Annotated in this window: 13 protein-coding genes; 5 read left to right on the top strand and 8 right to left on the bottom strand. The window is 62.0% G+C overall.

The window, feature by feature from the left end; all coding sequences use genetic code 11:
• Positions 1–123: 123 nt before the first annotated feature.
• Complete coding sequence (locus Tal182_RS28755; protein ID WP_085861706.1) at positions 124–870, top strand: FadR/GntR family transcriptional regulator; 747 nt, start codon at positions 124–126, stop codon at positions 868–870.
• A gap of 61 nt (positions 871–931) precedes the next feature.
• On the opposite strand, the gene Tal182_RS28750 is transcribed toward Tal182_RS28755, so the two are convergent.
• The 3 genes from Tal182_RS28750 to Tal182_RS28740 form a co-directional block, all read right to left on the bottom strand.
• On the bottom strand, positions 932–1,705 hold the full coding sequence (locus Tal182_RS28750; protein WP_085861705.1) for a hypothetical protein: 774 nt from the start codon (positions 1,703–1,705) through the stop codon (positions 932–934).
• A gap of 38 nt (positions 1,706–1,743) precedes the next feature.
• Positions 1,744–5,049 carry a cellobiose phosphorylase gene (locus tag Tal182_RS28745; protein ID WP_085861704.1) on the bottom strand — a complete coding sequence of 1,102 codons (3,306 nt, stop codon included), beginning with the start codon at positions 5,047–5,049 and terminating at the stop codon, positions 1,744–1,746.
• 178 nt (positions 5,050–5,227) lie between these two features.
• On the bottom strand, positions 5,228–5,728 hold the full coding sequence (locus Tal182_RS28740; RefSeq protein ID WP_085861703.1) for a cupin: 501 nt from the start codon (positions 5,726–5,728) through the stop codon (positions 5,228–5,230).
• A 186-nt stretch (positions 5,729–5,914) separates the two neighbouring features.
• Between Tal182_RS28740 and Tal182_RS28735 the strand changes: the two genes are divergently transcribed.
• Complete coding sequence (locus tag Tal182_RS28735; protein ID WP_085861702.1) at positions 5,915–6,325, top strand: hypothetical protein; 411 nt, start codon at positions 5,915–5,917, stop codon at positions 6,323–6,325.
• Positions 6,326–6,339: 14 nt separating this feature from the next.
• Here Tal182_RS28735 and Tal182_RS28730 read toward each other — a convergent pair whose 3' ends face one another.
• Both Tal182_RS28730 and Tal182_RS28725 read right to left on the bottom strand, forming a co-directional pair.
• Positions 6,340–7,881, bottom strand: a complete 1,542-nt coding sequence (locus Tal182_RS28730; protein WP_085861762.1) for a DHA2 family efflux MFS transporter permease subunit — start codon at positions 7,879–7,881, stop codon at positions 6,340–6,342.
• A gap of 266 nt (positions 7,882–8,147) precedes the next feature.
• Positions 8,148–9,056, bottom strand: a complete 909-nt coding sequence (locus tag Tal182_RS28725) for a flagellin (RefSeq protein WP_085861701.1) — start codon at positions 9,054–9,056, stop codon at positions 8,148–8,150.
• 381 nt (positions 9,057–9,437) lie between these two features.
• On the opposite strand from Tal182_RS28725, the gene Tal182_RS28720 reads away from it, so the two are divergent.
• Positions 9,438–11,459, top strand: a complete 2,022-nt coding sequence (locus Tal182_RS28720) for a beta-N-acetylhexosaminidase (RefSeq protein WP_085861700.1) — start codon at positions 9,438–9,440, stop codon at positions 11,457–11,459.
• A gap of 195 nt (positions 11,460–11,654) precedes the next feature.
• A protein-coding gene (locus tag Tal182_RS28715; protein WP_094299087.1) for an IS630 family transposase occupies positions 11,655–12,603 on the top strand; the annotation gives its coding sequence in 2 pieces (ribosomal slippage) (positions 11,655–11,990 and positions 11,992–12,603; 948 coding nt in all).
• A gap of 18 nt (positions 12,604–12,621) precedes the next feature.
• Here Tal182_RS28715 and Tal182_RS28710 read toward each other — a convergent pair.
• The gene (locus Tal182_RS28710) at positions 12,622–13,362 is read right to left on the bottom strand and encodes an AraC family transcriptional regulator (protein WP_085861761.1); all 741 of its coding nucleotides are present in this window, start codon (positions 13,360–13,362) and stop codon (positions 12,622–12,624) included.
• A gap of 277 nt (positions 13,363–13,639) precedes the next feature.
• Here Tal182_RS28710 and Tal182_RS28705 point away from each other — a divergent pair, with 277 nt between their 5' ends.
• Positions 13,640–14,554: a DMT family transporter gene (locus Tal182_RS28705; protein ID WP_085861699.1), complete on the top strand. Its 915-nt coding sequence runs from the start codon at positions 13,640–13,642 to the stop codon at positions 14,552–14,554.
• 17 nt (positions 14,555–14,571) lie between these two features.
• On the opposite strand, the gene Tal182_RS28700 is transcribed toward Tal182_RS28705, so the two are convergent.
• Both Tal182_RS28700 and Tal182_RS28695 read right to left on the bottom strand, forming a co-directional pair.
• Positions 14,572–15,774 carry an ROK family transcriptional regulator gene (locus Tal182_RS28700; protein WP_085861698.1) on the bottom strand — a complete coding sequence of 401 codons (1,203 nt, stop codon included), beginning with the start codon at positions 15,772–15,774 and terminating at the stop codon, positions 14,572–14,574.
• Positions 15,775–15,879: 105 nt separating this feature from the next.
• Positions 15,880–17,100 (bottom strand): MFS transporter, encoded by a 1,221-nt coding sequence (locus tag Tal182_RS28695; RefSeq protein WP_085861697.1) that lies wholly within the window; start codon positions 17,098–17,100, stop codon positions 15,880–15,882.
• Positions 17,101–17,170 lie beyond the last annotated feature (70 nt).

Here is a 17,170-nt window from a genome sequence, read left to right as displayed (position 1 = left end):
GCTGTCACCGACTGACGAAGCACAGAGTCTCGGCTCGCGTCGTTTTTGCCTTTCCGGCCGGCATGCGCTAGCAAAAGCATAGCGGCCGGCGCAGCCGCCCCGATAGGCAGGATTTGACAAGGGATGACGGACAAGGACAACGCGCTCTTCAGCACCATTCGCCAGCCCTCGAACCTGCGCAGCGGCCTTGCCGATACGCTGATGGCGCAGATCGAGTCCGGCGACCTGAAGCCGGGCCAGCGCCTGCCCACCGAACAGGCGATCATGGCGGCGACCGGCGTCAGCCGCACGATCGTGCGCGAGGCGCTCGCTACCCTGCGCGCCAAAGGACTGATTACCACGCACCAAGGCCTCGGGGCTTTCGTCTCGGACGATCCGACACCGAGATCCTTCTCCATCATTCCCAACGATCTGCAGTCGATCGATGAGGTTCTGCGGGTGCTGGAACTGCGCATGGGGGTCGAATATGAGGCGGCCGGTCTGGCCGCGCTGCGGCGCACGCCGGAAGATATCGACCGCATGCAGGACCGTCTCGATGCTCTCGACAGGGCGCTCGAAGAAGGTGGATACGGCGCAGAGGAGGATTACGCCTTCCATAGGTCGATCCTGGTCGCGACGCAGAATTCCTACTACGGCCGCCTCTTCGACACCTTCGGCAACCTCATGGTGCCGCGGCAATGGGCGCGCTTGGACAAGATGACGGCTGCGGAGCGCAAGCGCCATGCCGCCCGCATGCGCAGGGAACACCACGCCATATTCACGGCGATCCGCGACGGCAACGAAGCGGCCGCGCGCCATGCCATCCGCAGCCATCTGTCGAAGAGTGCTGCGCGATTTGAAGAACTGCGCGACGCGACCGACCTGTCCTGAACGTTCGCATCTTGAGGGCATTGCGTGGTTTCCCGCTGAACAACGCAAATGAAGAAAAGCGTTACGTGCCGCCCTCATCAGATAGCCAAATCCGCAACTGACCGACCGGCTTGAAACCCAATCTTGTCATTTCATCCAGTGCTTCATCACGATCGTATCCGACAAGCGGCAGATCGGGTGAAAAGGCGGCAGTGGCCAACGAGACGGCATCCTGGAAGACCTGCGACGTGTCCGCCAAGCTAAAGATGTTGGAGATCCCGACAGCCTCGGGTGATCGATTTACGATGCAGCCCGCGTCAAAGCCGTCGCCGGCCCATCGGCCATAGATGTGTATGTCGGGATCGGAGAGCAGAGCCAGTGTGAAGACGTTGGCATCTGTGGGGCTGCCCGACTCTTTCCACGAATGTTCCCAGCGTGCCAGGGCCGCGCCATCGCGAATGCGTGCCCAATCTTGCGACGCACGCGCTGAGATTCTGAGAGGTTCAGCCCAAATCCATGATGCGGAAAACAACAACTGGAACCCTTTGTTGACAAGATCGAGCCTGGAAAACCCGTCTTTGACACCAGGACGCCGTCCTAGCCGATCTGTCAGCCGACCGATTTCAACCAGCTGTTCGTCCGTTGCATCCGGGTCGAGTGTCGTCATATTGGAATAGTATGGCGGTGCGATCGCGTCACTTGACCAAAATGCGCTGGTGCGCTGATCCGGCAGTCCATGGGCACGGAAAACCGCCTGATACAGGTCTGCATTGTTCGCGGCACAAATGCGCGCTTTTTCGGCATCGGATCGTGCCGTGTGGTTCAGGATTTTGCTTTGTGGGGAGTTGCGGATCATAAGAAACCCCGTTGCTTGGCGTTCTCTCTTGCCGTTGTTTAGCGTTCTCTCAACGCTATCCCCTCCATATTCGGCTTCCTCAGCCGCCGCCAGGCGGCGTGATCCGTCTGCAGATCGACGGCGGCATGCGCCGCAGGCAGGAGCGGTTTGCGCCTGCGCCGGCCGAAGCGTCGTTTGAAGCCCAGGATATTTTCGACGAAACTCCTGGTGTAGAGGCCAGGTCCGCTCGAATAGATGCGCCATCCACCGTCGACGGCGATCTTTCCGGTCTTGGCGCGCGCCCAATGCTCCGCCGCCTGATAACGGTCATGGAAAGCCGCGTCGCTGCTGCTGAAATAGGTGTTGCGCTGGCGCAGTGAAGCATGCGGCAAGGCCGTCGTGACGGCGATCGGATTGACGACGGCGATCGCCTTCCACAGCTCCTCCGCCGAAGCCTCCAGCGCCAGCGTTTCGCAATAGCGCAGATGCGCATGTACATACATCAGCCCGATCTCGCGGCCGAAGAAGGACGAAGATTCGGCTCGGCGAAACAGCGTTTCGGGCCCACCGGAGTAGGTCGCCGGCTTTTCCATCAGCCGCACGCCGTCGGGGAAGAGCAGATGCTCTTCGATCAGCCGCATGTGATGCCGCCTCTGCGCCGGCGTGAACAGCTTGCCGAGCATGGCCTGCGTCATCGAGATCAACGAGAACGAAAGACCGGTGCGTTTGTCGCTCGGATGAAGCAGCAATTCGACGCCGTCATGGGCCGGATCGAAGATGCCATAGCCGGCAACGACGCCGTCGCGCACGAGATGGCGGTTGAAATCCCGGCGCATCGCGGTTGCTATCTTCCGCAAGGCCTTTGCCTTGCCGCCGTGACCGCGGCGGCGCAGGATGGCGGAATAACGGACGATCTGCTCATAGAGCAGGGCGACGGTCCAGCTGCTGACCATCCAGTCGCGCAGATGCGGATCGGCCGGCTGCAGCGAATCGTTCCAGTCTCCCTCGCCATAGCGGATCAGATGCGTTCCCGGGATGAACTGTGTGCGGACAGTATCGAGCAGCTTCTCGACATGGGTCGCGATGGCATCGGTCTCGGGCGCCTTCTGCATGGTCTTTTCGTCACGCCAGGAGACCTTCTCGTCGAGAATGCCACAATCACCGGTCGCCTCGATGTAGTCGCAGAGCGCCTTGAGCGGCCAGACGATGACGTCGCCGTGACTGTCGCCCGCGCGAATGTTGGCATAGGGCTCCAGCATGAACCATTGCGGCCAGTCGCCTCCTTCCAGATATTGCTCACCGAAGACGGTCTTCACCACTTCTTTGGCTTCGCGGTCGTGCTCGTAAGCGAGCAGGAATTCGATCGGCCCCTGGCAGGCATCGCGCGTCCCCCAGGCCGCACCCGTATATTGTTCCAGGCCGTGCGGCACGCTCAGATGGACGATGGCGTCATGCGCGAGCCAGGGCAGGAGGGTCGCCTGGGCAGCGAGATCGGGCGAAGGACTGTCGATGCTCATGCCGCGCACGACGTTACGCCAGAATGCCGATGCCGGCGCAAGCATGGCCTCATCGGTGAGGCCGCTCTCGTAACGGCTCGCCAGCCGTTCAGCTTCTTCGGCATCGGTCATCGAGCCGACGACGGCAAAGGAGAGCGCCCGCGTCGGCCGGGACTTGAGCGCGATGAACGCGCCGTTGCGCGCAACGCCATCGGCATACAGCAGCTCGTCGCCGCCGATCTCGTCGATGGCCTCGGGCGTCGAACTCACCAGCCAGTAGACGGCATCGGGATAACGCTCGCCCCAGAGCCATGCCGGGTCCGGCCGGAAAGAGATGCGTTTGCGGCCGGGATCGAATTCGATCTGCCCGCCGGCGTCATATTCGCGCTCCCCGAGCACGACATGGCCAAACACCAGGAAGCGGCACGGCCTGCCCTCAACCGACACGCTCCACTGCATTGCCGCATCCTCGCCGGAAGCGACCGCCGTGACCATGATCCTGCGCTCCGGGCACTCGTAGATCCAGCGGCAGTCGTTCAGTCCCATCTCAAAAGCCGATGGCACCGCCAGAAGCTGCCAGCCCGCGCCGAGATCGGCCATGATGCGCAGCCCGCTGGCGCGCGTCAGATTGTAGGGATCGCGGGACACCGAAAAGAGCTTGTGGAAGGATGTATTGCCGATCGTCAGCTGCGCGGCGAAAATCCCCTGCATCCAGTAGCTGGCGGCAAGGGTGGAATCGTCGAGCAGCATGTTTTGACCGCTTCGCACGATGGCGCCATGGCGCCGCGCGACGATGAGTTCCTTGTCGCGCAGAACGACGTGGCGGTTGAGAACGCCGTCCGGCACGAAAAATGAAAGAAGCTTTCCGTGCGCGCGCTCTTCGAGGCTCCGCTCCGGATAGAGCTTTCGGATCCCGCTCAGGTCCAGCGCCTCGGCCTCCAGCAGGGGCGCATCCTGAAGCAGGCTGCGAACGGCCGGGGCCGCCCCCGGATCGGCGGCTGCACTCTCCGGCATCTCGATATCCTCGAGCCGCAAAAGGTCGGCATCGCTGGACGCCTCGGGATGATCGGCGGCGAACAGGGCAAAGAAACTCACAGTCGCGTCGCTGGTCGGCACGGAGAAGGATTTCGACTGAATGGCCGGACAGGCCGTCTCCTGCTGCCGCCGGTCGCTCGGCAGACTCGTTCCGAAGGGACCGACCAGCAGGTCGTCCTGGCGGTGTTTCGCCTGCACCAGCTGGATCGCATCCGTGGCATAGGCAGCCGCGCCATCAAAGCACCCCTGGACGAGCCAGGGATTGCGGGCGCCCGACTGCTTGAGATTTTGCCGGTTCATGACGACGGGGCCGTATGTCTTGTGATCGGCGATATGGTGATCGACATATTGCGAAGCATAGGCTTCGCTGTTCATAAGGAAACCGCGATCGCCGAGACCGACGTCCTGGATCAGCACCAGATCCACCGGCAGCGTTCCCTTCCTCGGATGCTTGAGCGAGACGCGCCAGAACCAGGCGGTTTCGGTAGCATGAAGCTCGAGTCGGACGGTGTAGCTGATATCGCCGGCCTTGCCGCTCCAGGAAAAGCTCGTCGCGTCGTGCCCGAAGCGGCCGTCGGCGCGCGGGCCGACGATCTCGACGACATCAGGCTTGCCGCCGCCGATGCGCAGATAAAGGCGGCTGATGCCGCCGTAGAGCGGCGAGCCCTGGATCTGATTGATCTGCACCGCTCCCTTGTCGTCTGCATATTCGATGGAAAACAACGTGCCGTTCGGCAAAGCCGATATCGACAGGCCGGAACCGTTGCTGATCGCAAGGAGACCCAGCTCTTCGCGTCGTGGCATTTGCAAACTACGCTTGAGGTTCAGGGCCATAAAGATCTCGTCGATTGATATCAGAGGGGAATCAAAGGATGGCGCAAAAAGATTGAGAGAAATCTTACCGGTGACGGGAAGACAAGGTGCCGCGACTGATGAACGCACATCAGAGCGCTACCGAAACTAGCCTAAAGCGGAACAGATTCAGGCAGAGCGGAATAGGAAACGAAAAATATCACAGTGTGCAGATGGCTATCGCCACGATGAGAAATCCAGACGGTCCCTGAAGGGGATCCGTATCGGGCAGGGGCACTGAAGAGATTTTCGCCAGCATTTCAGTTGAAGCAGCCGAAGTCTGAATGTCGGCATGCTGCCCCTTGGGATAAGCCCCGATCACCTCGAATTCCGACGTGCAGCCGAGGTTTTGGTGCCCGGTTCCGGCTGGAAGCACTAGACAGTCTCCCGCCGTGACTTCGAGCGCTCTACCGCCGGGACCGCCGATCAGCAGTGTGGCGCTGCCATGTGCGATACCGAGCACTTCATGAGCACCGGAATGGTAGTGCTGATAATCGAAGACACCGTTCGTCCAGATGCCGGTCCAACCGTTTGTTGCGAAGCGACTTTTGAAATCACGAGGTCCGCCGTCGGCAAAGACGTCCCGGTAAAGCAATACGGGAAGGCGCGGGTTGTTCGGAACCCAGTCGCTCTCATCGAAAATAATCGTTTCGGTGTTCATGCTGAATTCCCACGGTCGATGCGTCTGCCATTGAACTCATCTCCGTCGATGGCTTCAAAAACCTAAACTTTGGCGGCCTCCAGCGGTTCCCTCACACGCTGAAGCCTCGCTATGCCAAAGAGACATTTTTTGCTTGGCGAATTGGCTTAACGCTAGGTAAGACCCCTCTTTTTGGAAGAGTGCAACATGCGAAAATTATTATCGATTCTATTCAGCTCAGTCATCGTGGCGGGAACAGCGCACGCTCAAGCGAGAGTTCAGGCCACCCACAGCAATCGCCTGATCGAGAGCTATCGCGCCTATATCGGCGACGCTGATCTTTACAATTCAAATGGGGCCAGACTTACCCAGCCGTGGCAGATCATCCGACAAGACCGGGCGAATTTCCATCAGTACCATGTGCGCGATCATGACGATCAATCGGACTCATTCTTTGCCGATCCGGCAAACCGCCAAGCTCTGGAGCAGATGCTTCGGAACGGTACGATGACGCGAGAGGCCGCCAATATGATCCTGCGTGGCAATATATGGATTGATGTTGATATCTACGGTGACCAAGGAACCGGTCGATGGATCGACGTTTCTGTATCTGATTGATATTTCGCCAGGTCTCATGCCGGTGCCGGCCGCCTGGCGAAAGGGACCGAGAGCAGGGCGCAGCCGGTCAGGACGGCGACGACCATCCAGGCTTCGTTGATCGCCTGAACGCTGGCCGCGGTCTGGACCAGCGGATCGAGCGTCGCCATGGCATCGGCATCGAAGCTGCCGCTATGTCTCGATATGATCTCGGCAGGCGCGCCGACAAACGTGGCCGCCTCGATGTCGCCGGCCGCAAGACGTGCCCAGAGGTCTTGTCCCAGCGGCTCCGAGCGTGTGTAGATGATGGTGTCGATCAGCGCGATGCCGATGGCGCCGCCGAGATTGCGCATCAGATTGAAAAGCCCGCTCGCATCGGGAACGCGATCGGCCGGAAGCGTGCCGAGCGCCAGCCGGGTCGGCGGCAGCAGGCAGAACATGATGGCGACGCCGCGCACCACCTGCGGCCAGAACATCGCGTCGTAATCCGAGCGCGGATCCTGAAACGCGCTCATACCGACGCCGATCGCGAACAGAGCGAAACCGACAGCCGACAGCAGCCGCGCATCCATGCGCTTCTCCAGCGCGACGGCAACCGGCGCGGTGACCAGCTGTGCGATGCCGGTGACCAGCATGGTCACGCCGATCTCAAGGGCGTCGTGGCCCCTGATGAAAGCGAGAAAAACCGGCATGAGATAGACCGAGCCGAAAAGGCCGATGCCGAGGATGAAGCTCAGAACCGAGCCGACCAGAAAATTCCGATCGCCGAAATTGCCGAGATCGACGATCGGCCGGCGTCGGCGCAGCGTTCTCGTTATGAACGCGCCGCCCGAGACAAGGCAGACGGCCAGCAGGCTCAGCACATAGGCCGAGGTCCAGCCGCTGGTCGGCGCCTCTTTGAGGCTGAGTTCCAGCGCCGTCAGCGCGGCCGCCATCAAGAGGAGCGACAGGCCATCGAGATGCCTGAGTTCGGACGGATCGGTCGCCTGTTTGGGAAGGAAGCGGGCTGCGAGGATGGCCGAGACAAGCCCCGGAAGGATGTTGATCAGGAACAGCCAGTGCCAGGAATAGGTTTCGGTCAGCCATCCGCCGACGATCGGGCCGACGGTCGGCGCAAGCACCGCAAGCACGCCGGCAATCGTCGTCGCGAGCGCTTGCCGCTCGTTCGGAAACAGAATGAACACGGCTGAAAACACCGAAGGGATCAGCGTCCCGCCGGAAAAGCCCTGAAGCACCCGCCAGGCGACCAGCACGCCGAAGCTGCCGCTGGCCGCACAGCCGGCCGAGGCCGTCACGAACAGACCGATGGCGACGACGAACAGCCACCGCATCGTCAAAAGCCGCGTCAGCAGGCCGGTCAGCGGGATGGCGACCACTTCGGCGATCAGATAGGCCGTCTGTATCCAGCTCATCTGATCCGGACCGATATCGAGCGCCGACTGGATCGTCGGCAGCGATGTCGCCACCACCTGAACATCGAGGATCGCCATGAACATGCCGACGCACATGGCTAGGAAGCCGAGCCAGACGATGGCGGGCGTTCCGTCCGGACGAGCAGCTTCAAGTCGTTCCGACATGCGAGGATCCCGCCAGCGCGGCTGCATCTGTGAGAAATCTAGGGCTTTCATGTTTGCGATCGAAACGATCGGCATGTCAACCGGCGTGCTGCGGCGAAGAGCTGATCCAGCGCGCACAGACCGAGGAGAGCGCCACCAGCCGGGCGTTGGTCGCCTATGCCCAAAACGCGACCGAGCCTGACCGGGAAGGCCAGGCTCGGTGTTCGATCGGCGAATTTGGACCGGACGTTCTATGCGCCCGGCTCCCTTTGCGTCGGCCAGTCCGATTAGCCGCGGAAGAGCGACAGGATGTTCTGGGACGACGAATTCGCGATCGATAGCGACTGGATCGCAAGCTGCTGCTGGGTTTGCAGGGCGGAAAGCCTGCTCGACTCCTCCTCCATATCGGCATCGACGAGTCGGCCGACGCCGGAGTCGATCGAGTCGGAAAGGGCACCGACGAAGTCTTCCTGCAGTTCGATGCGGGTCGAGATCGAACCCAGCTGCGCACCTGCCGACGTCATCGCCGATAGCGCCGATTCGACGGTTGTCAGCGCCGATTGGATCTGGCCGAGCGTGAAGTCGGTAATATCCATCGAATAGACCGAGCCGGTCGCGCCGGACGAGGTGCCGAGAATGCCGGTGGAGGTTTCGATCGAGCCGCCGCTCATGCCGAACAGGACGTTGCCCGTCGAGCCGGTGTCGAGAGCATAATCCGTCATTTTCACCGAAACGGCGCCGGAGCCGTCGCGGACGAAGGACGATACGACGCTCACGGTGCCATCAGCACCGGCGACCCAGTTTTCGCCGGAGAAGGAAGCCGACTGGGCGATGCTCATCAGCTGCTCCTGCAGCTGGCTGATTTCTTCCTGGACTTTGGACTTGTCGACGCCGTCTTCGGTCGCGGCCACGAGCTTGGCTTTGATCTCGTCGACGACATCGATCGCACTGTCCATTGCCGTATAGGCCGTATCGACCTTTGCGGCGCCGAGGCCGAGGGCGTCGGACACGGCTGACAGCGCCTTGTTGTCGGACCGCATCGTCGTTGCGATAGACCAATAGGCCGCATTGTCGGATGCGGTGTCGATCCGATAGCCGGTAGAAACACGGTTCTGTGTCGATTCAAGATTGGAATTGACGGTGCGCAGCGTCTGAAGGGCTGCCATCGCGGAATTGTTCGTATTGATGCTGGTCATGGAAATGTCGCCTGATTTGGAAGTTGATGGATTGCATCCCGGGGGACATCCGGGCCGTGGCGAGCAGCCTCATGCTTATCGACCCCTCTTCGGGCTGGTCAATTCGCCACTGTTGAAGAAATTATGGTACTTAAAGGTACCTTAATCGTTAACGCCAATGGTTGAGCCGGGATTTTTTCCCAAATTGCGACACCCCGCGATGTCATCGGCAGAATTTGTCCTGATGCCGGGCAGCAGAAATTCCCAATGGCCGATTGACGGTCCGGCGGGAAACTGGCTATCACTATTAAATCAATTTGATTGACTTCAACCGCCACTCCGATCCCGGTGGCCGTGCCGGAACGTTCAAAAGCCTCGTTTTCCTCAAAGGAAGAGTGACCAATGTCGACACCGCGACCGAACGCCCTGCGGCTTGAAACCCTTTGGAATCCGCCCGCCGACGGCAAGGAATTCTCCTATGTCCTGCGCCTCAAGAACCTCGGCAGTGAACCGCTTTCGAATTTTTCGCTCTGCGTCAGCGGCCCCGGCCGCGTCGATCCGGCCGGACGCGTCGAAGGCGCGACGGTCTCAAAGCGGCTTTCCAATTTCACCGAATTCCAGCCGCCGGCCGGTTTCGTTCTCGGCGCCGGCGAGACCTGGACGGTCTCCGTCTATGCGCTGAGCTGGCAGTTCCGCCACTGGACGGACGGTGCGACGAGCGCCTATCTCGCGCTTGCCGATGGCGGCACTATCGTGCTCGGCGTCGAGCCGACGCGCTCTTCGGTCAGCAACGCGGCCCTGAAGCGCGGCGCCGAGATCTATCCCGTTCCCGCCAATGCGCCCGTTAAGATTTCGGTCATCCCTTGGCCGAACCATGTCGCGGTCGCCTCGCGCCGGCCGCTGCCGGCCGGTTTTGCCCCGCGGGCGCAGAGTAGCGAAGGGGAGGCGGCGGCGAAAGGCTTCGCGGCGCTGGTCGACCATCTCTTCGCCGTCGAAGGCATCGTGCGCAGCGAGGCGGAAGGCGCAGTGCCGGTCATCCTGAAGGATGCCGCCGGCTTCGGCCCCGAAGCCTATCGGCTGAGCTTCGACGAGGACACCCTGACGGTCGAGGCGAGCGGCCGCACGGGCTTTCTCTACGGCCTCGTCACGCTCGGCCAGATCTGGCGCGGCGCCAGGCTGCATCCCGGCGTTTTCCAATTTCCCGCATCGGGCGAGATCGTCGACGAGCCGGCAATGGGCTGGCGCGGCCTGCATCTCGATGTCGCCCGCCAGTTCTATGGCGCCGCCGAGGTCAAGAAGCTGCTGGCGGTGCTTGCCTGGAACAAGCTCAACCGCTTCCACTGGCATCTTTCCGACGACGAAGCCTGGCGCGTCGAGATCGACGCCTATCCCGCCCTGACCGAGATCGGCGCCTGGCGCGGCCACGGCCATGCCGTGCCGCCGCTGCTCGGGTCAAGCCCGGCCCGAACCGGCGGCTACTACACCAAGTCCGTCATCCGCGAGATCGTCGCCCATGCGAAGAGCTTCGGCATCGAGATCGTGCCCGAGATCGATATGCCCGGCCATTGCTACGCCATGCAGCAGGCGATCCCGGAGCTGCGCGATCCGGCCGAGAAAGGCAGCTATTACTCGGTCCAGGGTTTTCCCGACAATTGCATCAATCCGGCCCGCGAGCAGACCTACGAGATCGTCGAGAGGATCCTTGCCGAACTGATCGAGCTCTTTCCGTTCAAGGTTATCCATCTCGGCGCCGACGAGGTGCCGCTCGGCGCTTGGTCCGGCTCGCCGGCAGCACTCGCGCGCCTGCGGGATGTCGCCGGCGACGCGGTTGCCGATGCCCATGCCAAGCGGCTGAACGTCGTCACCAACACGCATGGCGCCGACGATATCCACGGCTCGGGCGCGGCGATCCTGCAGGCGGAGTTCCTGGAGCGCGTCCAGCGTTTCCTGGCGAGCAAGGGCTGCATCACCGGCGGCTGGGAGGAGGCGGCGCACGGCGATGTCATCGACAAGGAGAAGAGCTATCTCTGCAGCTGGCGCAATGTCGAGGTCTCGGCCGAGCTCGCCGAACGCGGCTATCAGATGGTCGTCTGCCCCGGCCAGGTCTACTACCTCGACATGGCGCTGAGGCCCGATTGGGACGAGCCGGGCGCCAGCTGGGCGGGGAATTCGGATGCGGAAAAGCTCTATAAGTTCGATCCGCTCAGTGGCTGGACAGCGAGCCAGAAGCAGAAGCTGCTCGGCATCCAGGCCTGCATCTGGTCAGAACCGATGACGGACCGCGCCGTCTTCGACCGCCTCGTTTTTCCGCGCATCTCCGGGCTTGCCGAAACCGGCTGGACGAAGCCATCCGCCAAGTCCTGGGAGCGCTTCAAGGCGCTGGCAGGGCTGATGCCGCTGCTTTACGGGCTGCAGGAGTCGTAAGGCATGTCTCGCAAAAGTGTGCAGCGGTTTTGCGATAAAGACATGCGTAAAAGCAAAGACCTAAAGCGTGACAAGCGAATCTGAAAGATCGCGACACGCTTTAGAGCGTTTCCGTTTTTTATTGAATCCCGTGGGATTCCCAAGGCTTCGGATTTGTGATTCAAGATGCTGGCTGGAAAAGGAGGCCAGCATCGGATGACAGCACCTCTTTCGAATGATCTGCGCGAGCGCGTTGTGATGGCAATTGTCGCCGGTGAGAGCTGCCGATCCGTCGCTGCGCGGTTCGGGATTGCCGTGTCTTCGGCTGTGAAATGGTCGCAACGCTATCGGTCGAGCGGCTCGGTTGCGCCCTCAAAGATGGGCGGTCATCGCAAGTTCGTTCTTGCGCCACATCGCGCTTTCATCCTCGAGCGGCTCCACCAGACCCCGAATCTGTCGCTGCATGGACTGAAGGCGGAGTTGGCATCGAAGGGTGTAAAGGTCTCCCACGACACGATCTGGAAGTATCTACGCCGCGAAGGACTGCGCTTCAAAAAAAACGCTGTTTGCCCTTGAGCAGGCCCGCGCTGACATCGCTCGCCGCAGGCAACGCTGGCGCGGCTTGCAAGATCGTCTCGATCCCAAACGATTGGTCTTCATCGATGAAACCTGGATCAAGACCAATATGGCACCACTCTATGGCTGGGGAGAGAAAGGAAAGCGCTTGCGTGGCTTTGCCCCTCACGGCCATTGGCGCACTCTAACCTTCCTCGGGGCTCTCAGGTACGATCGTTTGACCGCCCCTTGCGTCTTCGACGGGCCGATCAACGGGCAATGCTTCCGCGCCTATGTCGAACAACTGCTTGTGCCGGTCCTCAAGCCTGGCGATATCGTCATCATGGACAACCTTGGCTCCCACAAGTCCGACGCTATCCGACAGATGATCCGAGCCGCCGGTGCGCGCCTCTGGTATCTGCCGCCATATTCTCCGGACCTCAATCCGATCGAGCAGGCCTTCTCAAAGGTAAAGCACTGGATGCGCCACGCCCAAAAGCGAACAATCGAGGACACCTGGAGGCACATCGGATTCCTCACCAGAGCCATTGCACCAGACGAATGCTCAAACTACTTCCGAAACGCAGGCTATGCTTCCGTTAAAAGCTGAAATGCTCTAGCACCGGCGTCACTGTCGCTGCCGGTAGGCAGAGGGCGTGAGACCGGTGCCCAGCTTAAAGGCCCGTGTCATGTGGCTCTGGCTGCTGAAGCCGCAGGCCGACGCGATCTGCGCGATCGGCTCCGCGCCCGATAGCATCATTTTGGCGCGCTCGACGCGACGGTGCGCCACCCAGCCATGCGGCGACACGCCAAAGCTTGCCCGGAACATCCGCTGGAAATGAAAGGCGCTGAGCTGGCCGATATCAGCCAGATCCTGCAGGCGGATCGTCTCGCCAAGATGGGCCTCGATATAATCCAGGGTTCGGCGGCGCACATGCGGCGCGAGCCCGCCGCTGATCGTGCAGGCACGCATGCCTCCATAACGCGGATCGACGAAGAGATCGTGGATCGCCTGCGTCATCGCTTCTTCGGCCAGCAGATGGCCGCCCGCCAACATGGCTTCCGTCATCTGCCGAAGCCTCAGCGCCAAAGCGGGGGCATCGTCGAAGGTTACTTCGGGAAGAGCCATGAGCCGCGCATCGCGGTCAAACGTCTCGGCAAACATCCGCCGCATCTGATCGTCGGGAACATACAGATGGACGAATTCGAAGAAGTCGGTGATTTCCCATTCGGACGAGTGTCCCTGCGGCATGATGCACAGCACACCAGGACGGCCGCGCGCGCCGGGGCCGCCATCCAGCCGACGCGTTCCGGCGCCGCCGCTCAGATAAAGACTGAACGTATGACCGTTCGGCCGCTCATAGCTCATCCTGTCATGCGCATTGCTCCAGATGGCAGCCGATCGCCCGAAACCCAGATCGATCGACTGTGACATCCGCGCCGTGGGAGAGGCGGACAAAAACCTGAAAACCGAGAGGCGGCTATCGTTCACTCATTCTATCTCACAGCTGGCCACACGCTCAGAATAATACGGGGCGACCGCTGAGATGGCGAGGGGGAAGTCCGGGCACATCGATTTCATAGCAAGAATCTGCAAGAGACCTGCTGACGGTTTGCCTATTGGTGGAGAAAACGAGGATACCTCCATGGCAAACGCCGTTCTTTTCATCGCGACCGTCCTGATATGGGGGACGACCTGGATCGCCATCGCAATGCAGGTCGGTCCCGTGCCGGTCCTGGTCTCGGTCTTTTACAGATTTGCGCTCGCAGCCGTGATTTTCGTCGCCATCCTGGCTGCCATGCGCCGGCTCAAGCTTCCTGCCTTGCGCGATCAACCCTTCATCCTGGCGCAAGCGCTCTGCCTGTTCAGCCTCAATTTCATCTGCTTCTACAATGCCGCCGGCTGGATTCCTTCAGGGCTGATCTCGGTGATCTTCTCGCTCGCAACGATCTACAATGCCGTCAATGCGCGCCTCTTCTTCGGCGACCGCTTTACCGGCCGCACGCTCTTCGCAGCGGCGCTCGGCGCAACCGGCCTTCTCCTGCTGTTCGGAGAGGAGGTTGTCGTCGATTTCGATATGGGCACGTTGAAAGGCATCGGGCTCGCAGCGCTCGGGACGCTGTTCTTCTCGCTCGGCAACATGGCCTCGCGCCGCAACAGCGCGGCCGGCATCTCGCCGCTGACCGCCAATGCCTGGGGCATGACCTATGGCGCGATCATCCTCCTCGTCCTGATTGCCGTGACGCGGACGCCGATCGTGGCGCCATCCGGCACCACCTATCTTGCCGCGCTGCTCTATCTCTCGGCGATCGGTTCGGTGATCGGTTTCACCACCTATCTGATGCTGGTCTCCCGCATCGGCTCCTCACGCGCGGCCTACGCCACCGTGCTGTTCCCGATCGTCGCCCTGTCGCTGTCGACGGTCTTCGAGGGCTATCACTGGAGCGGCCTCGGCCTATTCGGCCTGGCGCTGACGCTGCTCGGCAACGTGATCATTTTCGCGCGCCCTCTCGCCCGCCGCCCGCCGCAACCAGATGCGAGCTTGCCGGCACGGGGCTGAAAAACGGGCCAAGCTTTTTAGCCGACCGGCTTCTGCAGCACGTCGAAACGCGGATTGGTTTCGGAGAAGATCGGCAGGGCCGCGGCGCCGAGGATGGCGGTATCCTTGCCGGTCATGCCGATCATGACGCGCGGCACCGTCCGCTGCCGGCCTGGATCGATCGGCTCGTGCAGCGGCTCCAGCCGCTCGGCAAGCCGGCGCATCAGCGAGGTCGGCAGGCTGCCGCCGAGCACGATGGTCTGAGGATCGAAGGCGAGTTCGAGGAAATCGACGGTCTGCCGCAGCGGCTGGACAGCCTGGTCGAGCCAGGCGTCCAGGCCGTCGTTGCCCCTTTCGATCAGCGCGTCAAGCGCGTCAGGCGAAAGCTCCACGGTATCGGCGATGCCCATGAAGTCGTAGGCGACCGACGGCGAGACATAACGATCGAGGCAGCCGCGTTTGCCGCAGCTGCAGAGCCTGCCATGCGGCTCGACGATGATATGGCCGATCTCGCCGGCATTGTTGCGGCTGCCCTTGTAGAGATGGCCGTCGAGGAACATGCCGGCGCCGATGCCGCCGCCGCCGGCCAGAAACAGATAGACGAAGCTGGCGAGGCCGCGGGCGACGCCGTGCAGGCGCTCGCCGATCGCCGCCGCCGTCGCATCGTTCTCGACCAGTACCGGCACGTTGAGCCGCTGTTCCAGCTCGGGACCGACAGGAAAACCCTGCCAGCCGGGCAGGCTCTGGGGGCTGAGAGAGGTGGTGCCGCCCTCGGCATAGCGGCCGGGCAGGGCGATGCCGACGCCGAGCAGCCGCTCCTGATCGAAGGCGAAGGCCTGTTTGAGATGCTCGACGATCGACTGGAGGACCGGCATCGCCCGCTGCGGATCGGGGTGCTCGACCTGGCGCTCGACGCGCGCGCAGACGGCGCCGGAGAGATCGGTCAGCACGCCGCTCGCCCGCTGGCGGCCAAGCTCGAGGCCGATCGAATAGGCGCCGACCGGATTGATCGAATAGGGGATGATCGGCTGGCCGCGCGCCAGCTTCTGCGCCTCGGCGGCGACGAGCAGATGCGACCTCTCCAGCTCCTCGACGATATTCGACACCGTCTGCGGCGTCAGCGCCGTCATTCGGGCGATCGCCGCCCGCGACAGGGAACCGTGCGTGCGGATCAACTCGATCACCACCCGCCGATTGTGAGACTTGGCCTGCTCGAGATTCGTGCCGGAGATCGCCTTCATGTCGCCTTCAAAGGAAATGCAGCCTCACCCTTGTCACAAGACGAACATGGATGAAAGCCACATTCTGCGTCACGTCCTAAAGCGCGTCGCGTCGGGCGACATGCATTAATTGCCGGCGACCTCGGCTGGGTGGGCCTTACGTCGGTGCAGGAAGCCGAGGATCGTGATCCCCGACAGGCCGGTGACGGCGCTGACGACGGCGGTTCCCGAATAGCCCGCCACCGATGTGCCTGACGCAAAGACCAGCGCGCCAATGCCGGCACTCGCAAAGATATTGACGGAGATCAGGGCGCTGCCGAGCCCGGGCCGATCGGCGATGAGATCCTGCAGATAGGTGATCGGAATGCTGATGATCGCCGCAGCACCGATGCCGGCGATCAGGGTCAGTGCATAGAGGTGCCACGGCGCGGAGGCAAAGCCGAGAAGGCTGAGGAACAGTGCATAGATGACGGTGCCGGCGGCAAGCGCCGCCATCTGCCCGGTCTTCCGCGCAATCCGCGACCAGACGATGATGAAGACGACCTCCAGAAGCGCGACGATGCCGACCAGAATGCCGACGTCGCTGAGCCGGCCATGGGCTGCGCCGGTGGCGATCAGCGGCAGCAGGGCGTCGTTCAGATGCAGCGTGCTGGTGATCAGCGCCACGCCTGCGATATGCGCCGAAATCCGCGGCGAAACCACCTGCCTGAGCGCACCGAGATAGGTGAGATGATGAACCGCCGCCATTTCCGTTCCGACCCGCTTCGGAAGAGCGAAGAGGATGATGCCCTGGCACAGCACACAGGAGAGGTTGGCGAAGAGATAGGCCGGTAGCATGCTCGACGCGCCGGAGAGGACAAGACCCGTTATGCCGGGGATCAGCACCCAGGAGAGCGAGATCATCGCGCGCACGCCGGAGTTGGCCGTCACCATGTCGCTGCGGCTCATGCCCTGCATCGCCGCGCGCGCATTGGCAAACAGCAGCGAATTCAGCGCCCCGTAGATCGGCAGCGGCAGCAGCGCGCTGACGATGAAGGTCGCCGGGCTTGGAAAGGCATAGACGATGCCGTAACCGACGATGCCGAACAGACAGGCGCCGATCATCGCCGAACGGTATTCGCCGAGCCGGTCGGCAAGATTGCCGAGCAGGACGCTGATCACCACATTCACCGCCGCCGAGGCAAAGGCGAGGAAGGAATAGAGCCCGTCGCTCAGGCCCAGTTCGCGGATGCCGACGATCGACCGATAGGGCGCGGTCATCGCCCCCGCCATGCCGAAGGTGAAAATGGCGATCATGCTGGCGCGGATAGCCGGATTGCGGAAGACGTCGGGAAAGAAGCGGCTCATCGGATCATCAATCGAATGGGAAGATTCGCGGGCGCGGCCGCGGCGGGCAGTCCTGAAGGTCTGTCATGCT

The sequence above is a fragment of the Rhizobium sp. TAL182 genome, from assembly GCF_002117725.1.
Classification (GTDB): Bacteria; Pseudomonadota; Alphaproteobacteria; order Rhizobiales; family Rhizobiaceae; genus Rhizobium; species Rhizobium esperanzae.
This window is presented reverse-complemented; position numbering and strand designations above follow the sequence as displayed.